Source organism: Peribacillus glennii (genome assembly GCF_003429105.1).
In the GTDB taxonomy this organism is placed as follows: domain Bacteria; phylum Bacillota; class Bacilli; order Bacillales; family DSM-1321; genus Peribacillus; species Peribacillus glennii.
In genome coordinates this window covers 71,637-93,013 of sequence record NZ_QVTD01000017.1, presented here as the reverse complement: position 1 = coordinate 93,013, position 21,377 = coordinate 71,637, and the positions used below count along the sequence as shown (strand labels likewise).

Here is a 21,377-nt window from a genome sequence, read left to right as displayed (position 1 = left end):
TATTGCCTTCCCGGTTGACTACCCAAACTGGTTTAAGCAAATAAGATTGAGTCATAAAAACTTCAGTTTCAAATTCAGTCATTTTGCACAAAATTTTGATAAGCCAGAGAAAGGTTTTGCAAACATTCAAGACTAGTTCTAAATCAATCGTTTGATTAAATTTCCCGACTTCAGTACTAAAGCATACTTGCCCTGCTTTTATTTCTTAATCAATCATTTGATTAGTTTCACACCGGGTGACTGGCGCTGTAATAGCCTCCAATTTCAATAAGTCATACTGATAATGAGCGGAGAATAAAAAGGGGTAATGGTCTTCGGGATTTCATTTCGTTGAGAATTACCGGTTCCATAAGCCAGCCATGTGAATCGCCGCAATAAACGGCCGCAAAAAGAGCCAACAAATTTGCTGGCTCAGTAATTAGGGGTCATTCCTCCTCTGCTGTACTGCTGTACCGCTACGGGAATAATCCCAAAAGGGATCTGCATTACCCAATAGAGTTTATATATTGATCTCTTACAAGCTGCGTAATACCAATTTTGTTGAGATAGGCTACCGGGCATAGGAATGTAATTGTTGCCACTCCTGGGTGTCTGCCAATTTCAATGGACCCTGTAATGGTGGCCCGGTTCATGACTTCCGGAATGGAGATGCCAATAACTTCCGCGGCTCTTTTTAAACCGTTTTCTGTTGCCTCATTTAAATTTGCTCCGGTACCGATAAAGGAAATAGGCAGTGACTCCTCCAACTTTTTAACTTGCCATTGTTCCGCTACTCCCCGTGCGATTTCTTTTTCTTTTTTGGTTATGGGCTTTGCAAGATAAGGCAGGTCTTCTTCGACAGGCAATAGAATTGGTCCATCGATATTCAGTCCTTTAATGACCTTAACCTGCAAATTCACGATACCTGCTACATCGGCTGTATGTCCTGCTATTTCTCCATCGCCTTGCATTGCGTGCATGTCACCAAGATATACGCCGCCACCCGGCACTTTTACAGGACAAATAAGAACAGCACCTTCCCGTACCCGGTTAATATCCATATGCCCGTCAGTCCGGTCCTCTAATTGTTCCTTTGATAGTTTGTAATCGTGCGGGGCTTCAATCAAAAACTGGCCGAAGTCCCCTGCATTGTGGGAGTCAGGAAACGGCCTTGAAGGAGTGGTTCCAAGCTGCCCTAAAAATGGCCGCATTCTTGCAACCGTCCCTACTAAATCATGAGGGGCAATCGTCACGATGGGATTCTGTATCGATTGTTCTGGTGTCGCCATATATGAACGGCCTTCTCTTGCTATTTCCTCAGCCGCCCTTTTGTGCAAGGTAACTCCTATATTGCGGTTAGAATCAAATGCTATAGTATAACCATTCGTAAATAAAAACGGGACTACATCTATGCCGCATTCTGCACAACGAATCGCTTCCTGGCCGATGCCTTCAATAATAGTCTCAGGGTTCACCGTACCGCACTGAGGACATTTACCCGCCACAAACGGATCTCCTAAAAATCTTCCATCTACCGGTGCATCATTCCCTGAAGCAGTTGCGGATGATGTGACTCTAATTGACTTAATTTTGATGGCAATTGCGTCTCCCACTTCCGCTCCTTCTACAAACACAGGCTTTGTTACCTCGTGTCCGCCGCGGATTGCCGGTGTGATCATCGGTCCCCAGCACCCCGGAGCAGTATTCGCTACAATATGCCCGCCATCCTTTACAGGTCCCAGCATTTTGTTGTTAGGGTCTAAAATGCCATTAGTAAACTCATTGACAAATACGGTCTGCTTCGCTTCCATCACTTTTCCCCCATTCCAGTTTCTCATTGTAAGAGATTTTCTTTTCAATATCATTATAGATTATTATCATAGCGCTTTCCAAATAACTGTGCACAAACTAATACTATTGTGAATTTGCCTTTAAACTAATATGGTTTCTACCTGTAAAAAATAGGGACAGACCCCCGTCCGCTTTAGCACTTCACAGCACCGGGGGTCTGTCCCCTACTACTTTACCGTGTTAACGTACCGGGGGACTGACCCCCAATACAATAAAGTGGTAACGCGCGAAGGGAATGACCCCTTATGCCCCCTATTATACTTTGAATCTTCCGATTGCCTGGTGGAGTTCGTCGGCCATGTTGGATAGGGCGCCCGCGGAGGCCGAGATTTCTTCCATTGAAGCGAGTTGTTCCTGGGTTGCAGCAGAGACGTTTTGGGTCCCGGCAGCGGCTAATTCAGCCACTTGTGAAATTCCCATTACCGAATGGACGACCTGCTCGGTTCCGGAAGTGATTTTCTGGACCGCTGATGAGATTTGCTCGATTTCGTGAGCCATTCCGTTTATTGAGGCTTGAATTTGGCTGAATGCACCACCGGCTAAATCGACAATTCCGATTCCTTCATTTACTTCGCTTGTAGCATGTTCCATCGATTCAATCGTCTTGCTTGTTTCTTCCTGAATGCCAACGATCAATTGGGCAATTTGCTGCGAGGAGTCTGATGATTGTTCGGCCAGTTTCCTTACTTCCTCCGCAACTACCGCAAATCCTTTACCATGCTCGCCCGCTCTTGCAGCCTCTATTGCAGCATTCAGTGCCAACAGATTCGTTTGTGATGCAATACTGGTAATCACTTCTATGATTTGGTTAATTTCATTTGAACGGTCTCCCAGCATTTTGATAGAGGCCGAAAGATTTCCAAACGTGTCATTGATTGTGTTCATTTGGTTCACAGCCAATTTGATGCTTCGTTCTCCGCCAGCCGCTTTTTCAGCCGTGTCCTTGGATGCCAAACTTACGCTATCGGCATTGTCTGAAATTCGCTGCACCTCTTGGGCCAAAGAACTGATCTGAATCGAACTTTCCTCTACACTTTCCATTTGTTTATCAGTCCCTGCGGCCACTTCTTGAATGGTTACCGCAATTTGTTCTGTTGCTTTGCTGGTTTGTTCTGCATTCGCGGTTAGTTCTTCAGCAGAGGCCGCCACTTGTTCAGTATTGGTTCCAATTTGCTCAATCAGCTCACGCAGGTTTTTGGTCATTGTATTGAAGCTGTTGCCAAGCTGTCCTAACTCATCGTTAGATTGAACCTGTATTTCTTCCGTTAAATCCCCTTGGCCAATCTTTTCCGAAGCAACCACCAGGGAACGGAGAGGTTTCGTTATGGAAGCAATAATCAAGTATCCGAGTGCTATCCCAAGGATTAAAGCAATACTCAAAACAAGGATGGTTTTATTAAAAATAGGCTGGGCCGCTTTTGTTATTTCTTCATTAAAAAGAGTACCCGCTACCTTCCACCCGGTTAATTCATTGGTGGCAAAAACGATTTTTTTATCTTTATTGTCTATGGTGTATTCAAAATTACCTGTTTTTGTTTGGTAAATTTTATTTACAAAATTCCCTTCTAATGGTTCTGTCGGCTTTGCAGTAGGATGAACAATGACTTTTTTATCTTTATCTGCCAGGAACGCATAGCCTTCATCGCCAACGTGAACTTTGTTGACAATTTCGGAAATGGTTTCAATTTTCACTTCTGCTGCTAAAACGCCTGAACCATCTTTCAAAACTTTCGCAACGCCGAACACAAAGTCCCCTGTCGTTTTGGATTCAAACGGGCTGGTAATGACCACTTTGCCAGTCTGTTTCATGGCCTCCTGGTACCAGGGCCTTTCGCGCGGGTCATAACCTTCAGGCATTTTTTTTGCAGGTGCATTGATAAACATGCCTTCCTTGCTGCCTACATATATCGTCGAAATTTCAGGATGCTTTGAAAGAAAAGGAGCCAGGATGCCCTTCTGTAAAACAGGATTGTCCCCTGTATAGTCTGCTTTTGCTATTTCATCCGACAAGTAATCAATATTCATGATTTCCGGTTCGATGAATCGGTCCAGAACAGAATTTAATAACGTTACGTCCTCTAAGGCAGACATCGTGATTTCGTGTTCAACTGTCCTTTTTGCTGTTGAATACGATGTCCATCCAATAATTAGGCTAGGAATTAGCAGGATCAAAACAAATGAAATAATCAGCCTGCTCCTGATTGATAAATTTAAAAATTTGCGCATCTGGCAATCCCCTTTTTGTCTATTTCTGTTAATATCGGAAATTTCCCTATCATATTTATGCCGTTTTGTAGTGCCGCTAAATAAAAACTCCCAGATCACAGTATTTATATAAAATCGCCTGGTTTTACAGAGCAAAGAAACCTGCATTATCTTCAGGTGATTGGGGCAAAGGCAATTCCGCTATCCCTGTGGGGTCCACGAATCCGCAAGTTCACCCGCGCTTTTCCACCGGTTCTCAAGCTCCGGCGAATCATAAAACGATCCATTGTTGACGAATAATCAGCTCTGGGCACCTAAAGTAATGTTCTCCGCTATGATTCAAAAACGCATTCCACTTTTTCGTTTAAATTGAGAACCTATAAATATATAAAAGGTTAAATATTACATTTTCCTTACATTGGAAAAATAACAGGTTTACATCTCCTTTGCCGGTGCTATAATAATTAAAGTAGACTACTAAAATTAAATCTGGTTCCCGGGATGTTTTGGCCCTACGACAGTTGTTCCCACAATCTTGACTTGCGTTTCATCCTTAATGCCGGTTAATGACGAACAACTGCCCGCCCGCATACTCTTGTGGAGAACTTATTAGCGGAAATAAATGCTCCAACATTTTTTCCGCATTGAAAAAGGGAAATGCCTGCCGGGGCATTTCCCTTTTCTTTGATTATTCAACTATCAGCCCGCCGTTTTCCTATGCAAATACCCATCATCTTTTCGTTCGTTGGGTCGAAGGATTTGACTACCGGGCCCTCCAAAACCCGGAAATCAAGCATATGAAAAACCTTTGCTTATCTGATAGTCATCAGGCCAATCAACAGCCTTTTAAAGAAACGGTGAAAACGAACCCACCAGTGTGTAGAAAAATTCTGTGTCAATTTTGCCCAAACAGGCAAGAACAACGAAAATAACCGTCAGGGCTAATACAAATGCCGCTTTTGCGAAGTTCAACACGCTTTGGCTCAGCAAATGCGCGTTGTTCATGTCCTTCCTCTTGGGTGCCAGCTTTTTAGGTTTGCGATCTGTTTCAGATGATTTGTTTCGCGGGGCTTTAGCAACAGTGGACGTAGTAGACTTAAAATTAAATCGTGGTCTCATCTGTTTGACCCTCCGCTTGTCCAAATTTTTTCGAACGAAAAGACGGAGTATTTAACCCAACTACTACCATTATTTTACCATTCCATCACTATATTAGAATAAGCCAATTGTCCCGAAATAGAGGGAAAATTCAGATAATTTGTTTTTCCATCACCACTTTATGTTTTTATCCTCAATCCTCTATAAAATTTCTCATGTTTAAAATTTAATAACTTTCAATATTGTAGATTTCGGTCTATTAAAATTTGTAAGAATATTGTAGAATATTGTAGATAGAAATGACAAAGGTGGTAATATTTTGAAAAGAATCAAGGTTGGTCTTATTGCTTTGTTTTTTGTGCTGGCGGGTTTCCTTTATGCAGACGGCGCTTCGGCTCAATCGTATATCGTGAATCCAAATAAAACGTATACATACTCAAATATGGTCTCGGACATTACGAAACTGAAAAAAGCGTATCCAGATCTCATCACCGTTAAGACCATCGGAAAGTCGGAGTACGGGCGGAATTTATATGCCGTGTCTCTGGGGAAAGGGTCATCCAAAGTATTCATCAATGGTTCCCATCACGCCAGGGAATGGATGACAACCAATGTCAACATGAATATGATTGACAAGTATGCCTATGCCTATAAGAAAAATCAAAAAATCAAAGGGTATGATGTCAGGAAGATTTTAACGAATACCACGATTTGGTTCGTCCCGATGGTAAACCCTGATGGAGTTACCCTTCAGCAATCCGGATTGAAAGCTTTCCCGAAAAGTACGCATGCAGGCCTTAAGAGAATGAACAGCGGCAGCACCAATTTTAAAAGATGGAAGGCAAACGCAAAGGGCGTTGACCTGAACAGGCAATATAACGCCAATTGGTATAGGCTAGGCGGCGCTTCATCTCCAAGCTATATGAATTATAACGGCAAAGCTCCTCATTCAGCCGCGGAGACAAAAGCAATCGTATCGTTTGTATCGTCTTTCTCTCCTGAAATCGCAGTCTCTTATCATAGCAGCGGCCAGATCATGTATTGGGATTACGGCCAAACAGGGAGCCGCAGAACGAAAGATCTTGCAATCGCCAGAAAATTAAATGGGATGACCGGATATGCTCTGCAAGGCAGAAGCTATGGCGGCGGGTTCAGCGACTGGTACTCCATGATTAAAAAGAAGTCCGCGTTTACACTTGAAATTGCACCTTTTGCGGGTCAAACACACGTGCCTCTTTACAGGTTCCCAACCGTTTGGAACCAAAACATGGGAGTCGGCCTTTACGTTGCCCAGGAAGGCGGGAAAATCTACGACACCCGCAAGCTAGCTGAAAGCCAGGCATTGGAGAAAAAGATCAAGGCTTATAATGCAACCGCAGGCAAACTCCAAACCTACTATACTACTAAAATTAAAACAACAAATAATGTGAAAATCGAAAAAGCGCACCAGGATCTATACAATAAGGTTAGCAGTGAAATTAAGAAAAACGAAGCAGCCATTGCCAAATTACCGAGCAAATTCCGCTCACGCCCTGCAGCTGCTTTGAAAACAGCTAAAACGCATAGGGACCGCTCCGCAGCTTTCATAAATGCTGTAAAAGATGGCGAAAAGCTTCTTGCAAATAATAACACGTTAACCGGCTATTTAGAAAAAGAAAGAATGACTAAAACCTCTGTATCAAGGTACGAGAATTTAGTGAAAATGATTCCTTCCGTTAATAGCAAATTGGCAAAGATGTATGGCACTTCCGCCAGGAAATTAGCCGTCGCAAAATATATCACCCCTGCGATTGTCACCAGGGATAATTTGAAGTTTGAAGTGTTAAGATACGAGCTCATCTTCAAAATGGAAGATCAATTAAATAAGAAACAATATGAATCAGTAAAAGCGAATTTAACGAAGTATGATAAGCTGACCAGTGATTCGGCAGCGTTCAAAAAATCAAAAAAATATAAAACATACACGGCAACAGAAATCTTCTTAAAATCCAAACGGGATAAAATTGAAGGCGGACTGCCACAAGAGCCGGTTGAACAACCAGTTCCACAGCCTGAAACTCCACCAGCAGAAACAACTAATCCTGCCGGCGAAGCAAAATAATAGAAAAAGCGAAGACATTTGTAACGATGTCTTCGCTTTTTTGTCGGAATTTTTTACCGTTATTATTTTATCGTGGCCGTCACACTTTTTCTGTTTTTCGCCGCATCGTATGCGGATATCGTCAATTTCGTCCCCTTTTTGTGGGCGTTGATAGCAATCTTGTAATATCCTCTTGAATCCGCATAAGTTTTTCCTAATAGTTTCGATCCGAGCTTCACTTCCACCAGCGCCCTTCCCTCGGTTTTCCCTGTTATGGTTTTACTTTGGCCGTTCAGCGGGAACACGGACAATATTTTGGGCGGCGTTTTATCCCTAACGAATAATTCAGTAAAGCTGCCTTGATTGCCATCGGGGTCGACCGCACAAACAGCGATAAACGTACGAGCTTTTTGCGGTCTGATTTTCACCGAGAAATCCCCGCCTGGCCCTGCCTGGGTCCCATTATTTACCCAATTGTCCCCAACTTGCACCCAGACGTACGAACCGGGCTCAGCTTTTCCTCTTACAATAGTGTCATTATCATCAACCGGCATGACAGTGGGCTTAGGCGGCGGAGTTTCATCCACTACGGTGACAGTGACAACCCTGCTTTCGCTTCGTGCTTTTTCTTCAGCAATAACCGTGAGTTTCGTACCCCTTTTTTGCTTGGGGATTTTAATAGTAAAGTCTCCACTTATACTTGCATAGCCAGTACCGATCGTGCTGCTGTCGGTCTTAATGGAAATTTTAGCATTCGCTAACGTTTTCCCTTTCAGGAATGTATCTTTGTCGCTTACCTTATTCACAGAAAGGGTCATCGGAATTGGTGGAGCCTCATTGCTTAATGCTTCGGAGGTAAAAAAGGTGTATGAAATATCAGACCCTTTTGCCACCGGCTCTTCAGGCAGAGATCCAACCTGTGTAACAATGGATCCCCCTCCAAATAATCGAGGATTGGAGCCGCCGCTGTAAATTTTCGGCTTAAGTCTACCAAATAAAGGATTCCCTTTAAATCCATAAATGCCCTCGTCTTCATTTACCAATAAGGCACCTCTGAAGCTGGTCAACAGCTGTCCAAAATTCATTGATGGGTCTATGTATTTTTTTGCTGCCTTCTCGACTGCCCTGTAGTCATTATTCGGATCTTCGATGATTTCTTTAAAAATACCATCCCCTTGATTTGATTGAAGCTTGAGATATTGCCCAAACAAATAGGATAAGGCATAGTTAGACAAAACATCCCCGTCATAATCCCAACGCAGCAAGGAATGGCCGTTTTCAATCGATTTGGATTGATTATAATAGTCGATGCGGTCGGTTAATGCTTCCCCTGTATACATATGTTCAGCGGCCATTGCCAAAGCCTCATCCAGCCATACATCCATTCTGTCTCCAGTATTTTCCTCGAAGACATTCCGGTTAAAGTTAACCATATGCTGAAATTCATGCGCCAGCGTTGAATACGCCTGTGTAACATCCTTGTCGGCACCCATGCCCATTAGCGGATAGGTATCGATGTAAAAAACCTCGGCCTTATTCGAATTGCTCACATTATATAGATCCCTTGCATAAAAATACCCGGCAAAAAATCCGCCTTTTCCATCAAATCCATCCTGAATGTCGTAGCATAAAATATCTACTTTTCCGTTGCTGTCCACATCGGATTCCGATCCAAAATTTTCGGCGATCAGCCCATGGATGTTATTATCAAATTCCCTGCCCATTTGCTCTGCCTCTTGTTGCGTGATCTGTTTGTCATGGACCCAGACATTAGTTTTCGACCCCCTATAGCTCAATTCTGCAGTTATCGAATAATCGCGTTCTGTTGTGAAGTCAGTCACCCAAAAAGGCTTTGTGCTTCCCACTTTATAAACGGATTTCACGGAAGCCTGCTTTACACTCTTTCTTAATGCCGGCTTGATTAGATAAGGCCGGTTTATGTCCATTTTATAAGCTTGGGGTTTCAAACTTTTGTTCATGGTAATGTCTTTATTGTCAGGTGCAAAATTCCCTATTTCTTGCATATTCTCTGCCATCGCAGATTCATTGCTGATCAATAGATAGTTTTGCGCACCGGCACTTTCTACAACTCTCACATTCTTTGCCATTTGTTCATCACCATAAACATCAACCGGAAAACCAACTAACACGGAGACCGTTGCCAATACAACCATACGTTTAAGCATTCCCACTTAAGACTCCCCCTGATGAGTAAAATCTATTGATATTTAGTTTATCGCCGAAAAAAATAATTTTTTTACAAGATTAATTGACAATTTTTTTCGATTTTTTTAGGGGTCAGTCCCCCGGCATGGTAAAGCGTTAATGCAGTGGGGGACTGACCCCAAATGCGCTAATGCGTTAATGCAGCGGGGGACTGACCCCGTCTTATACTTTTTGGATGCGATTAAACTCTCATTTGATTTATAATGTCATAGAGGAAATTGAGCGGGAGAGAAATCTATGAAGAAACGAAAACGGAAGAGAAAGAAGTCGAAGGCCCTTTTTATGCTTCTGACTTTTTGTTTTGCTTTTATCGTCTTGCTGCAGGTGGTCCGGATACCGTTGCAGCAAGATTCATCGTCAATCGTGAAAAGGGAAAGCGGCGATCCGTTTGAAGACGCCAAAAAGTATACTTCCCTCATTCACAGCGAATTAGAAAAATACCATCTTGAAGAATATACAATGGTCCTTGTGGCATTAATGCAGCAGGAAAGCCGCGGAAAAGGCGGGGATCCAATGCAGGCTTCAGAATCGGCCGGGCTTGCGCCAAACACAATCAAAGACCCGAAGCAAAGCATTCGCCAAGGCGTTAGACATTTCCATGAGGCAGTTGCTTACGGAAAACGCAAAAAAGTAGATTTTCCGACAATTATCCAAGCCTACAACATGGGCATAGGCTATATCGACTATACCGCGAAGCATGGCGGCAAACATACTGAGGAATTAGCAAAGAAGTTTTCCATGCTCCAGGTAAATAAAAAGCCGAACGTTTATAACTGCGGCGGGGACAGAAGCAATTTTCGATATCCATACTGTTACGGGGATTTCACATACAGCACAAAAGTAGCGAAAAAAATAGATTCACTTTCTGAAAGTGTTCCTGCTAGCGCTGGCACTTCAACCTATGAATCTTTCTAATCCATTTTGGCCCAACGCACCTTCAACAACCAAAAAAGTTCTTTTTCCCCTGAAAGTGGAACAGTGCTTCTGACATAAAAGCGAAAAAGGTAGTGAAGGTGCTTCTCATTTCTCAAAAACATAAATCTTCGCGTTAGCAGGCCTCCCGAACTTCGGACCAGTATAGCCCCTCTTCAATAACTCCTTCCTCATGTACACCATAATTCCGCCATGGCCAACGATCAGTACATCTTCCTGATCGGTCAGTATCTTATCTAATGTTGCATTTATTTGTTTAATGAGGCCACGTAGTCTGTGACTGCGATTTATGGTTAAACAGCCATGCTATCCTTATTAAGAAAATGTGTAAAATGAGCGGAAGCTTGATTGGCGAATGAAAAAGGGTGACAGCTTTATTTCCCGTAATTCTTCCAAATACACAATATCCCCATGAAAGGCTCGTTTTGCTATTATTTCCGCCCTCGATATCGCTTGAAAAATATTTCTTCCATTCTTTACCACCCAAATTGATTTGGGTTTCCATCACTTCCGAAGCATCATATACTCTTCCATCCATTTCATCAATTCTTCGGTTGTCACGATTGCATTTGGATATCCTCTCTTCACCTTGAAATGGCGAATTAACCCAACCTTCATCGTTTCTTTCCTCCTGACAAAAAATTTCGTTCTTTCTAAATCTCCGTTGATTATGTTTAAGCAAAAAAATAAACCAGAAATCATTTAATCAAAACATTGATTAAATAGATATGCTGGTTTTTTTGGTGTATATTTTACCATTATAGAAAAAATGTTAAAAACATATTATTTTCTCAAAATGGATTAACCTGTCTTTTTAATATGGGTGATAAACTGAATAAGCGCCTTGACGTCTTCAGGCTGAAGCTGATGGTCCTCAAACATATTTATCACTGCTTTCCACTTGTTCAGCAATTGGTTTTCCGCACTGAAATAATTTGAGAAATCCATTCCCAGCGCATCCTCAATTCCTTCTAAATGCTTTTGGCTAAGAGGTGTAGAACCGGTCTCAATTTTACAAATGAAGGTGCTGGAAACGCCAAGCTTCTCAGCAAGCTGATTTTGGGTCATTTTCAGTTCCTTTCGCCTTCGCATAATCACATTTCCGATAATCCTCATTTTATCCCCTACCCCTGTTATCTTTATAGTTTAAATAATTATACATTAATATAAATATTTATTCAAATTTGAATGTTCAGTTTTTTAAAAATCATTTCAGGTTCTGTTAATCTATTTAGAACAGATTCTTATAAGCAATTCCCCCCCCGTTTTGGCGGCACCCACTGAGCACTCTTTACAGTGGAATCGAGACATCAGGATATTTGCATAAAAAAACGGGAAAACATCCGTCCCCCATTTGTTTCTTCATTATAAATTACCCTGAAACTTTTCTCTGGTCCCTCTGTGTTTGGACAATCGGCAGGATAATCGAAAAGGAGGTCCCTTTCCCTAACTCGCTTGATACATTTATGCTGCCGCCCATTGCTTTAATAATGCTGAACGAAACCATCATCCCAAGTCCCGTGCCTTTTGCCTTCGTTGTAAAATATGGTTCACCCAGGCGCGTAATCTGCTCTTGTGTCATACCGGATCCTTCATCTTGAATATCGATTTGGATAGTGGTATTGGTGTTGGTTAGCCGAATCTGTAATTGTCCATTATCTGTCATTGATTCAATGCCATTTTTCATTAAATTGATCAAACATTGTTGGAATTTTTTTCTTTCTCCATTCACAAAAAACTCTTCATCTTCTAATTCAATGACATGCTTCACTTCTACGCCATTCATATTCGCTAACGGAGTAATCACCTTAATCGCATGTAAGATTTGTTCAGGCAAATGTATGAGTTCTTTCTGGTCAGGTACAGGTTTCGCAAATGTAAGATAATCATTGATAACTTCAGTGGCGCGGTCAAGTTCCTCTAATGCAATGTCTACATACTTCTTTCTTGTCTGGGGAGGTATATCCCCTGAAAGCATTTGGATAAATCCCCTGCTTACAGTCAGCGGATTTCGTACCTCATGGGAAATGCTTGCGGCAAGATGGCTGACCACTTCTAATTTTTCCGCCTTGATTAGCTTTTGCAGCACTTCAAAGTTTGCTTTGATTACTTCCCAAAACAGTGTCGTGAGCAACATGCAGATTGTATTGATGACGATATATTGCAGCCACATACCTATTCCATGGTTTGTATGAAACAGTAGCTCTGAAGTAATGAATGTAATGAGGAGCGTTGAAAAACTGAGTGAGCAGCTTACGATCACTTTGTTTTTTATTGACATTTTCTGATAGGGCTTTGATAAAATGCTTGTCACAACCGCTAATATTGTAAAAGATATAAGTGTTAGATAAAAACCAGTGCCGCCTATCATATAGCGGATAGCAAGAATCATAAACAATAACAGAAAACCCAATCGGTACCCGCCATATAGTATTCCTAATATAAAAGGGATCCTCCGCAGGTCCCAGCTGAATCCTCCGCCTACCGCAACCGGGAATAACATACAAAGTATAATAGTAGCAAAGGGAAATACAACAAATATCCCTTCTTTTAATTTCTCAGATCGGTATGTATATTTAAGCAGGTAAAACATTTGGACAAGAAATAGAGGGAGAAGGATAAATAGAAAGTTTACAAGTAAATCCTTCGTAATAAAATCCATAACATCACCTAACTTTTTGTAATATTATGAATAGTCAAATGTTGTTAATTAATCATAACAAATGCGTGTATTAATTACTAGAAAAATCGGGGAACCGATTAGTGTTTCCATGAAAAGTAGTGAAGGGCATAAAAAAGCGCCTACCCCACAGGATAGGCGCTTTTTGATTAATTTACTTCTTTAAGCAAGCTGACTTTCATTAACTTAACAGATTCGAACGCTTTCCCAAGCTTTTCTTCGGCTTGAGACAAGGTCTCGTTTGCTGAATCGAGTGAGGGCGCATCCTTTTTTAACTCGTCTGCCTTGACCTGGTAAGAATCAGTTACATCCTTCAAGGCCGCTTCAATATCAGCTTTTTGGTCTTTTAATTCAACCGGGATTTCAACGGTTTTTACCGCTTCGGCAACAGCTGCCGCTGATTCGCCTGCTTTTGTTTTCATATCAGGAGTTGGCTTTTCTTCTGCCAATTCATAAGCATTAAGGTCCGCGTCCTTCTCATTAATGGTTTTTGTAAGATCTCCGTAGAAACGAACCATTGAACCCTTGAGATCCTTTTCAGAAGCCGCTGTTTCTTTCTCTGCCGATTCTCCCTCCGTCTTGTCGGAACAAGCCGCCAATCCTAAGGCCAGAGTGAATGCTGATCCCAATAACCACAACTTTTTCATTTGTAATACCCCCACTATCCTGTTTATGTATATATTGTTAGATGGAGCAGCCATTAAAAACAGGCGTTCACATTTCCACATACTGCAGTATGTAAATCCAACTACTAGATTATAAAATAGATGCAACACTTTATCAACACATTTTCACATTGGGGGTCACTCCCCCACTGCTTTAACGCATTACACTATAAGAGGCCAGTCCCCCGGTACGTTAACGCTTCACCGTGTCGGGGGACTGACCCCATTCCTTCATTGCTTCAATTATTTTAAGAATTCTTGTAATGCCCTTCGGTTTTCATCTATATCCATTTCCAGGACACTTCCAGCGTGTGGATAGCTTCTATTTTGGAATGAATTGTCGACTGGGATTCGTAATGTTTTGATTTCATTCCCATTTTGTTTTAGGAAGTAAGTGGATATAATGGACAAAGTGGTGGTTTTTTTCATGTTTGTTGAGATGTACGGCTGGATCGTGCCGAGCATGCCTGGAATCTTGACTACCCCCTGAACGCTGAGCACTTCATCCGCTATGCTCTTTATAACCTCCTGCTGTCGTTCCACCCTGCCAAAATCACTTTGCGCATCCTGCCTAAATCTTACATATCCCAATAATTCTTTGCCATGAAGTTTCTGCCTTCCCGGATTCAGGGTTACATCGATGCCTTCAGACATTCTCTTCGGTACATCTACGGTAATGCCTTCCGGAAATGCTGTATCTACCATTTTAGCAAAGCCCCGGAAATCGATAAGGGCATAGTATTGTAAATTAACATCGAAGTTTTCTTTTATCGTCTGCCGTAACAATTCCGTTCCACCAAATGCATAGGCTGCGTTAATTTTATTTTTATCGTGCTGTGGAATATCGACATAAGAGTCCCTCATGATTGACACAAGCTTTGATTCCTTTGAATCCGGGTCATACTGGGCGATCATGATCGTATCTGTCCGTGAAACTTCTTCGCCCCTGGAATCAACACCCAGCAGCAATATATTTACCTTACCGTTTTTATCCTCCACTCCATTAAACTCTATTTCCTGTTTTTGCAGGTTTGCTTCACCGAGGGAATTCTCCATGCCCTTTTTATATTCATAATAAAAATAAGCTGCCAGGCCTAAAAAGACTAAAAGCAACACCCAAAACAGCATGGAAACCCTTTTCTTTTTCTTTTTGCGATTACGTATTCTGCTGCTCCGTTCCGAATTCGCCATAAAAATACGCACCTTTACGTTTATTGTTTACTCCTTAAATTTACCAAATCGAGTTTAGGAATACAATTATTGTAATATGTCGCTGGAGGTCGGTCCCCTAACGGTTTAACACTTCACCGCGCTGGGGGACTGACCACCTTTTACCGTTTATGCTTCACCGCGCCGGGGGGCTGACTCCCTTTGAACCCTTTTTTCCTTTTGTCCTTTTCCTCTCTTAATAAATGCGATGATTAGCAAGAAAAGAGGGAGAATGATTTGGAAAGGGAGGTGTAAGATTAAAGGTACCAATTTTAATCCTTCCTCAAGGTGTTCGGAAAAATTGCTTGCGATGGTGACGGATAAAAATAAAATGATAATGCCAATGGGATAAGCCAGTTGTGACGGCTGTTTCACATTGAATAAATTGGCGGTTCCTGTTACTGCGGCATAGAAATATACACTGATCTTAAGGAAAATCCCAATGATGGAACCAATCATAAAATAAACATCCAAGCGTTCCAGGAAACTGGCTATTTGGATGGACTGTATCGTGGAAAGAAGCGGAAATTGCGAGCGTGAAACAAGATCAACACCGAGAACACTGATGTTAATAGCCATGGCGAGTGCCAATCCTGTACCGCCTAAGCCGAGAGCTAGTAAACCAGCAACCTTCACTTTTTTTGGATGGTTTAAATATGGAAATATCATCGCGAATGCAACCACTTCCCCAAAAGGGAAAAACACCGTTTGCGTTAAAGCAACTTTTATAACAGGCTTTAACCCTTCCTCTAACATCGGTTTTAAGTTATTAAGATCGATTAACCCGGAAAAAACAACCAACAAAAGACCGCTGAAAGCAAGCAAAATCATCAAGGTAAAGAGCAATTCCCCCGTCCTTGCCAATACCTCGATTCCTTTCCGGACCGTATACATAACCACAAACATCAATAAGGCATTAGCAATGAACAAAGGTGTTTCCGGATAGGCAAACGACAGGAGCATTTCCCCAAAGTCCCGCAAAACCCTTGCTGAAAGATATGATAAATAGAGGATATAAAGAAGGGAAATCGCCCGTCCAAACATTTTCCCAACGATTCGTTCTGTATATTGTGTTGGCAAGATGTCGGGATAATATTGATAAAGACTGTAATAGATAAAAAATGGAACCACACCTACTATCATCCCTACCAGAATGGCGAGCCAGGCATCCTGTTTTGCCTCTATCGCGAGAGGAATCAATATGGCGCTGCCCAGCTGGAACAAATACATCAAAACAAACAATTGGTATGCGCTGATCCTCGCCTTCTCCATGAACTTGCCACCTCCTTTCTTGGTCACCGGGTCAGTCCCCTGCGCTTTAACGCATTACCCTCTTGGGGTACTGAACCCCACTGCTTTAACGCGTTGCCCTACCGGGGGACCGACCCTTAAATGACCCCCAAAATGCATTGGTTTGCTTCTTAGGCCGGTACGTCGGATGTATGCATCTACGTTGACTTTTACTTTCAGTTTGGGGAAGTGTTCATCATTCCAGTTTTTTTCCATCCTTTTCCACGATTCCGGTTCGGAACGGTGCATCGCTTCACCGAACCCGAAAATATCAGTTTTATGTTGGCTGGCGTGTTGGATGGATTTATGTATTTCTTTTTCGATTTCTTTACCCAATGCCTTTTCTATCCTTAACAATACACGGGGATCAGCCAAATTGACCGGCACATTTGCCTCATCAATATCGCCTTCCGCTTGCACATTAATGGAGATCTGCGGCTGGCCGTTTTTCATGGTAGCTGTAACCTTTGTCTTTTGGCGCACCACTTGATAGGCGATGGCCTCCTGTTTGTCCTGCCAGTCAATAGATATACCCGTACTTTTGATTTTATCAAGGACCCACAAGGTACCCCTTGCTGTCTCCCCAGTAAGCCAATCAACTAGTTTATCATCTTTAAAGACCGCAATGGCATCTGCCTGCAGAATTGCATCCAGAGCAGATTCCTGGACATTTTCCATCTTTTCTCCCTTTTTGGCATTCCCAATCATGCGAAACCCCGTAAGGATGGGTTCTTTACCAGGAGACACGAGATCTTTCGTCACTTCCTGAATGTTTGTCTTCACATGCTCCCCCCATCTTTTTTCCGTCAGCTCCATCGTTTTAATCACTTTGTTAGCCGGAATTTTATCAACAGCAGTCAAGGTTTTCACAATGTCTGCCGCGCTTGACTCACGGGCTATGACAACCCTCGCTGTTGTCCTAAACTCGGGATGCCTGTCAAAGGCATCCATGATAGCTGCAAGGCCCTCCTTCTCCGCAAGCTCATCACTGACGACTACCAGGTTGGTGTGGGCGTAATAAAGCCTTCGGGATATCTTTGTTGATGCACGGCGGCTTACTTCAACTATATTGTTCCCGGTCGTGGAATAAACGGAAACAGATGGGCCTTGCCCGGCCCCGCCACCCTGCATGCCTCCCGCAACGTTGCCTGGATTAATGATCTGAAAGGTTCCTACATATCTGCCCTTTTCATCTATATCAATCCCAAGGGCAGATACCAGTGCAACATCGGTTAACTCTTTTTTACTCCAGCATCCTGAAACCAAACTGATACAGGCCAGCATCAAGAAAAGAAATGCCCATTTACGATTCATTCCCATCACCTTTTCCAGTATTGGCAGTCACCATTCCACTATTTTCAGGAGGTTGCGATTTCATAGTCTCCCCTTGCCCAATATTATCTTTTTGGCTAATCAATTTAGGCCTTGTGCCCAAGTCCAGCCACGGAAACCGGACAATTGTATCCCCGACATTAGCCAGAATAAATGGTGCGAGCGGTGTCATGTAAGGAACACTAAAAGAACGGAGGCTGCATAGATGGGCAAGCAGCATAATGAACGCAAGAATAATGCCATAAAAACCGAAGGTGGCAGCACTTATCATAATAAAAAACCGGATCAATCGTGCAGAAATCGCCATCGAAAACGAAGGAGTTGCAAAACTGGCTATCGCGGTGATCGATACGATAATAACCATAGCCGGAGAAACAATTCCAGCCTGTACCGCAGCCTGTCCGATAACAAGAGCACCCACGATTGACACTGCTGAACCAACAGCTCTCGGTAAGCGGATTCCGGCTTCCCTCAAAATTTCGAACGTTACTTCCATAATCAACGCTTCGACAAACGCTGGAAAAGGTACCGCCTCCCGCTGTGCCGCAACAGTAATCACCAGCTGGGTAGGAATCATCTCCTGATGGAAGGTTGTCACAGCAACATATGCAGCTGGGGCAATAAGAGAGATGATGAAAATTAAGATACGCAACAAGCGCAATGCGGTAGCCATATCGAAACGGGCGTAATAATCATCCGTGGACTGAAAAAACTGTACAAATACAGCGGGTGCCAGCAGGACAAACGGGGTTCCATCTATAAAAATCGCAATCCTTCCTTCAAGGAGATTCCCCGCAACGATATCCGGCCTCTCTGTGTTGTAAAGGGTGGGAAATGGCGTAAATGTCTGGTCCTCAATAAGCTGTTCAATATATCCCGATTCAAGGATGCTGTCGACTTCCAGCTTGTTCAAACGGCTTCGTACTTCCTCGACGATTTCCTGTTTGGCAATGCCATTTATATACATGATGGCAACATCTGTTTTCGTTACTTTGCCGATTTTCATGGATTCCAGCCATAAATCCGGACTCTTAATAATGCGGCGAACTAAGGCTGTATTTGTCCCGAGCGATTCCACAAAACCCGCCCTTGAACCCCGGACAGACACCTGCGCGCCCGGTTCCTCAATGGCGCGTTTTTCTCCGCCTTCTGTACTGACGCTGAGCGCTTTGTCCAATCCATCAATGAGAATAATGGTATCTCCAGACATCAAAGATAATAACAATTGGTTCCATTCCGATATCTGCATTACACTGCTGAGTGCAACCAAGTCATCAACGATGATTTCCGCGGCATTTTCCAGATTCAAGTCTTCCTGTAAAAAATGATCCTTCATCAACGATTCAATCAAAAAATCGTGGATAAATTGTTCATTGACAATACCGGCAACATACACAACAACAGTTTTCAATCCATAGTTTGGCCCGATTTTCACATGCCGGGTAATAATATCTGTGCTGTTTCCAGTTCGCTGTTTAATAATGTCAAGGTTGACAGACAACGAAAAACCAATCGACCCTGGCTTTTTTTCAGGAGACTGTTCTTTATTTCCACTTTTTTGATTGTACCTCGTCTTCGTTACATTCTTGCGTTTAAAAAATGAAGGCATAGCAAAATACCCTTCTTTACTTTTACCTTTATACTTTCCAGGGCCATGCCGTTGTATTCAATCTTTACCACTATATGCATATAAAGGATAACAGGAAGAAAAACTAGCCATGGAGAGTGATGGGAAAATGAAAATCCTTGGGATTGCTATATTGATACTTGGACTATTAACGGGCTTTTCTCTGGGCCTTGACATTCTTATGGGGTTTGAAGCCAGGAAGGCCGTGCATAATGCTTTTAACCCGTTCCAAGTCATGGAGGCTGCGGAATTAGCTGTACTTTATTTTTTTATTTTGCTATTTATTGTTGAATCCTTGCGTCCCTACTATCAAAAAAAGAGAAAGAAATAAGCCCTGCATTCGATTCCAAATAACATATAACTTTTTAACCATACGGTACCTTTAGCCAAGACCCGGTACCCATACCCCGCGTTAAAAAAGAAGCCAAAAGAGGGTATAAATTGTAAATTTATTACTGTTAAAACACAATTTTACATAAAATAATGGTGGGAAATTTATCCCCCAGGTTGTAAAATATAGCCATACCCTCATGAAAAAATTGGCGGTTTTTCTTAAAAAATCCCGACATATTACATAAGGGTTAAGAAAATGGTGTTTTTTATTAAATTTGTTTCAATTTAGTTAAATAATCAGTGCATTAACAGAGCCGATATCATATAATTGGAAATATCGAGCAGATGTATCGTGTTCTGGCCGGGTATAGAGATAAAGAGAAATATAGTTTGATAGATAGTTATGCAGGTTGGATTTGGGGAAATTTGAGGTACGGGTGTGAGCGGATTGAAAAAAGGGATTTTACTGTTAATGTCGGGTGCAGTGGCTGGCGGATTGGTTTTATGGGGCACTATTGGAGGAGCAGCTGCCGGCTCGGAAGAAGATGGAAATCAAGGAATCAAGCATTATAAAAAAGAACTTTCACTTTCGGCGAAGGAATTTAACGAGCCGGATCTCACCTTGATCGATTCAAGAAATGGCAAACAGCTGCAAAAAATTAAGGCATCTTCTATTAAAACTACAGAGGATGCACAAAAAATAGCTGAAGAGTTGGAATCAAAGTATGACCGGCCATTGATCCCCGCCAAGCTGGTCGGCGGTGGCCAACTGAGGCCGGGCCAGTCCCGGATCGTTGTGAATACCGAGGCGCTTACGAAAAATCTTGAAAACGTAAATGCTTTCCAACGATCACTCGAAGTTCCGATTAGTGAAGAAGCGCCCAACGTTTCTGCTAAAACCGCAGCAAATGTGGACCAGGCTACATTGGGGAGTTTTACAACTACGTTCGATTCTTCAGTGTCCGGAAGAAGCACGAATATCGCACTTTCCGTACAGGCAATCAACAACATTGTTCTGGGTCCCGGGGACAGATTTTATTACAATCTGGTAGTCGGTGAGAGAACAGCTGCAAGAGGGTATCAAAAGGCCAAGGAAATTGTGAACAAGGAATTAGTTGAAGGCATAGGAGGGGGCATTTGCCAGACTTCCACCACATTATATAATGCTGTTGAAAAGGCGGGATTAGGGATCATTGAACTCCACCACCATTCAAAATCGGTAGGATACGTCCCGGAAAACCGGGATGCCACGGTTTCTTGGGGCGGTAAAGACTTCAAGTTCCAGAATGATAAAAATCATCCTGTGATCATCAAGGCAAAGGTTAATGGCGGCAGCCTTACCGTTCAAATAAGAGCAGCTGCCAAGCATGTGACCAGTCGTTAAAAAAGGCGGAAATTCCGTCTTTTTTTTTGTAGTAAAAAGGAGTCCATCGAAAGGGAATTCACTCTATCTTTAGCCTCTTTCCCCTTCAATGACCCGTACATAACGCAAAAAAGATGTGCCATTTTTTTTCTCTGTATTCCATGTTTCAATATCGCTCAACTGTAGTAAGCTATGTAAAATCTCCTGTCTAACGTCTTCCGGGTTAGTATCTGTTTTCTTACGAATTTCCACAAATCTAATTTCTGAATCATACGTGTAACATACACGAAATTCTTTCAAGCCATTACTTCCCCCTTCCTCGAGGCTGTCATCCCAAAAATACTAATAGAAATATATAAATCTATTACGGCAAAGAAAGCAAATAATTTAATAATAGAATGCTCTTTTGCAAAAACGCCGCGTAACCTCCCTGTCACGATGATGTTACTTTTGCAATTGAAATATTACCTGGTTGTTCAATATGTCGTCATTTTTCGTGCTATGAT

At 42.3% G+C, this 21,377-nt stretch carries 17 protein-coding genes; 4 read left to right on the top strand and 13 right to left on the bottom strand.

What is annotated here, in order from left to right:
• Nucleotides 1–485 precede the first annotated feature (485 nt).
• The 3 genes from D0466_RS19410 to D0466_RS19400 form a co-directional block, all read right to left on the bottom strand.
• Nucleotides 486–1,790: an acetamidase/formamidase family protein gene (locus tag D0466_RS19410; protein WP_117324182.1), complete on the bottom strand. Its 1,305-nt coding sequence runs from the start codon at nt 1,788–1,790 to the stop codon at nt 486–488.
• Nucleotides 1,791–2,085: 295 nt separating this feature from the next.
• The gene (locus D0466_RS19405) at nt 2,086–4,056 is read right to left on the bottom strand and encodes a methyl-accepting chemotaxis protein (RefSeq protein ID WP_117324181.1); all 1,971 of its coding nucleotides are present in this window, start codon (nt 4,054–4,056) and stop codon (nt 2,086–2,088) included.
• 825 nt (nt 4,057–4,881) lie between these two features.
• A complete protein-coding gene (locus tag D0466_RS19400; protein ID WP_117324180.1) occupies nt 4,882–5,154 on the bottom strand; it encodes a hypothetical protein in 273 nt (90 codons plus the stop codon).
• 298 nt (nt 5,155–5,452) lie between these two features.
• Between D0466_RS19400 and D0466_RS19395 the strand changes: the two genes are divergently transcribed.
• On the top strand, nt 5,453–7,234 hold the full coding sequence (locus tag D0466_RS19395) for a M14 family zinc carboxypeptidase (RefSeq protein ID WP_117324179.1): 1,782 nt from the start codon (nt 5,453–5,455) through the stop codon (nt 7,232–7,234).
• Nucleotides 7,235–7,296: 62 nt separating this feature from the next.
• Here the strand turns inward: D0466_RS19395 and D0466_RS19390 are convergent, their stop codons facing one another.
• Nucleotides 7,297–9,399 carry an Ig-like domain-containing protein gene (locus D0466_RS19390; RefSeq protein WP_233522730.1) on the bottom strand — a complete coding sequence of 701 codons (2,103 nt, stop codon included), beginning with the start codon at nt 9,397–9,399 and terminating at the stop codon, nt 7,297–7,299.
• 277 nt (nt 9,400–9,676) lie between these two features.
• On the opposite strand from D0466_RS19390, the gene D0466_RS19385 reads away from it, so the two are divergent.
• A complete protein-coding gene (locus D0466_RS19385; protein ID WP_117324177.1) occupies nt 9,677–10,354 on the top strand; it encodes a lysozyme family protein in 678 nt (225 codons plus the stop codon).
• A gap of 274 nt (nt 10,355–10,628) precedes the next feature.
• Here D0466_RS19385 and D0466_RS23115 read toward each other — a convergent pair whose 3' ends face one another.
• From D0466_RS23115 to D0466_RS19345, 8 genes are all read right to left on the bottom strand, one after another.
• The gene (locus D0466_RS23115; protein WP_233522729.1) at nt 10,629–10,880 is read right to left on the bottom strand and encodes a hypothetical protein; all 252 of its coding nucleotides are present in this window, start codon (nt 10,878–10,880) and stop codon (nt 10,629–10,631) included.
• A gap of 293 nt (nt 10,881–11,173) precedes the next feature.
• Nucleotides 11,174–11,488, bottom strand: coding sequence for a helix-turn-helix domain-containing protein (locus D0466_RS19375; RefSeq protein ID WP_117324176.1), 315 nt, complete (start codon nt 11,486–11,488; stop codon nt 11,174–11,176).
• Between the two features lie 256 nt (nt 11,489–11,744).
• Nucleotides 11,745–13,034 (bottom strand): ATP-binding protein, encoded by a 1,290-nt coding sequence (locus D0466_RS19370; RefSeq protein WP_117324175.1) that lies wholly within the window; start codon nt 13,032–13,034, stop codon nt 11,745–11,747.
• Nucleotides 13,035–13,201: 167 nt separating this feature from the next.
• On the bottom strand, nt 13,202–13,699 hold the full coding sequence (locus tag D0466_RS19365) for a hypothetical protein (RefSeq protein WP_117324174.1): 498 nt from the start codon (nt 13,697–13,699) through the stop codon (nt 13,202–13,204).
• 261 nt (nt 13,700–13,960) lie between these two features.
• Nucleotides 13,961–14,908, bottom strand: a complete 948-nt coding sequence (locus D0466_RS19360) for an LCP family protein (RefSeq protein WP_117324173.1) — start codon at nt 14,906–14,908, stop codon at nt 13,961–13,963.
• Nucleotides 14,909–15,055: 147 nt separating this feature from the next.
• Nucleotides 15,056–16,198, bottom strand: a complete 1,143-nt coding sequence (locus tag D0466_RS19355; protein ID WP_117324172.1) for a GerAB/ArcD/ProY family transporter — start codon at nt 16,196–16,198, stop codon at nt 15,056–15,058.
• Nucleotides 16,199–16,252: 54 nt separating this feature from the next.
• Nucleotides 16,253–17,530 carry a Ger(x)C family spore germination protein gene (locus tag D0466_RS19350; RefSeq protein ID WP_117324171.1) on the bottom strand — a complete coding sequence of 426 codons (1,278 nt, stop codon included), beginning with the start codon at nt 17,528–17,530 and terminating at the stop codon, nt 16,253–16,255.
• On the bottom strand, nt 17,520–19,157 hold the full coding sequence (locus tag D0466_RS19345; protein ID WP_117324170.1) for a spore germination protein: 1,638 nt from the start codon (nt 19,155–19,157) through the stop codon (nt 17,520–17,522). Before D0466_RS19345 ends, D0466_RS19350 begins: the two co-directional genes overlap by 11 nt.
• Before the next feature lie 109 nt (nt 19,158–19,266).
• On the opposite strand from D0466_RS19345, the gene D0466_RS19340 reads away from it, so the two are divergent.
• Nucleotides 19,267–19,506: a hypothetical protein gene (locus D0466_RS19340; RefSeq protein WP_233522728.1), complete on the top strand. Its 240-nt coding sequence runs from the start codon at nt 19,267–19,269 to the stop codon at nt 19,504–19,506.
• A 441-nt stretch (nt 19,507–19,947) separates the two neighbouring features.
• Complete coding sequence (locus tag D0466_RS19335) at nt 19,948–20,892, top strand: VanW family protein (RefSeq protein WP_233522726.1); 945 nt, start codon at nt 19,948–19,950, stop codon at nt 20,890–20,892.
• Between the two features lie 69 nt (nt 20,893–20,961).
• On the opposite strand, the gene D0466_RS19330 is transcribed toward D0466_RS19335, so the two are convergent.
• Nucleotides 20,962–21,171 carry a hypothetical protein gene (locus D0466_RS19330; RefSeq protein WP_117324169.1) on the bottom strand — a complete coding sequence of 70 codons (210 nt, stop codon included), beginning with the start codon at nt 21,169–21,171 and terminating at the stop codon, nt 20,962–20,964.
• Nucleotides 21,172–21,377: the final 206 nt, after the last annotated feature.

Coding starts and splice junctions, on each gene's coding strand:
- D0466_RS19410 (WP_117324182.1), bottom strand. CDS start 1,790: ATGGAAGCGAAGCAGACCGTATTTGTCAATGAGTTTACTAATGGCATT.
- D0466_RS19405 (WP_117324181.1), bottom strand. CDS start 4,056: ATGCGCAAATTTTTAAATTTATCAATCAGGAGCAGGCTGATTATTTCA.
- D0466_RS19400 (WP_117324180.1), bottom strand. CDS start 5,154: ATGAGACCACGATTTAATTTTAAGTCTACTACGTCCACTGTTGCTAAA.
- D0466_RS19390 (WP_233522730.1), bottom strand. CDS start 9,399: ATGCTTAAACGTATGGTTGTATTGGCAACGGTCTCCGTGTTAGTTGGT.
- D0466_RS19385 (WP_117324177.1), top strand. CDS start 9,677: ATGAAGAAACGAAAACGGAAGAGAAAGAAGTCGAAGGCCCTTTTTATG.
- D0466_RS19375 (WP_117324176.1), bottom strand. CDS start 11,488: ATGAGGATTATCGGAAATGTGATTATGCGAAGGCGAAAGGAACTGAAA.
- D0466_RS19370 (WP_117324175.1), bottom strand. CDS start 13,034: ATGGATTTTATTACGAAGGATTTACTTGTAAACTTTCTATTTATCCTT.
- D0466_RS19365 (WP_117324174.1), bottom strand. CDS start 13,699: ATGAAAAAGTTGTGGTTATTGGGATCAGCATTCACTCTGGCCTTAGGA.
- D0466_RS19360 (WP_117324173.1), bottom strand. CDS start 14,908: ATGGCGAATTCGGAACGGAGCAGCAGAATACGTAATCGCAAAAAGAAA.
- D0466_RS19355 (WP_117324172.1), bottom strand. CDS start 16,198: ATGGAGAAGGCGAGGATCAGCGCATACCAATTGTTTGTTTTGATGTAT.
- D0466_RS19350 (WP_117324171.1), bottom strand. CDS start 17,530: ATGAATCGTAAATGGGCATTTCTTTTCTTGATGCTGGCCTGTATCAGT.
- D0466_RS19345 (WP_117324170.1), bottom strand. CDS start 19,157: ATGCCTTCATTTTTTAAACGCAAGAATGTAACGAAGACGAGGTACAAT.
- D0466_RS19340 (WP_233522728.1), top strand. CDS start 19,267: ATGGAGAGTGATGGGAAAATGAAAATCCTTGGGATTGCTATATTGATA.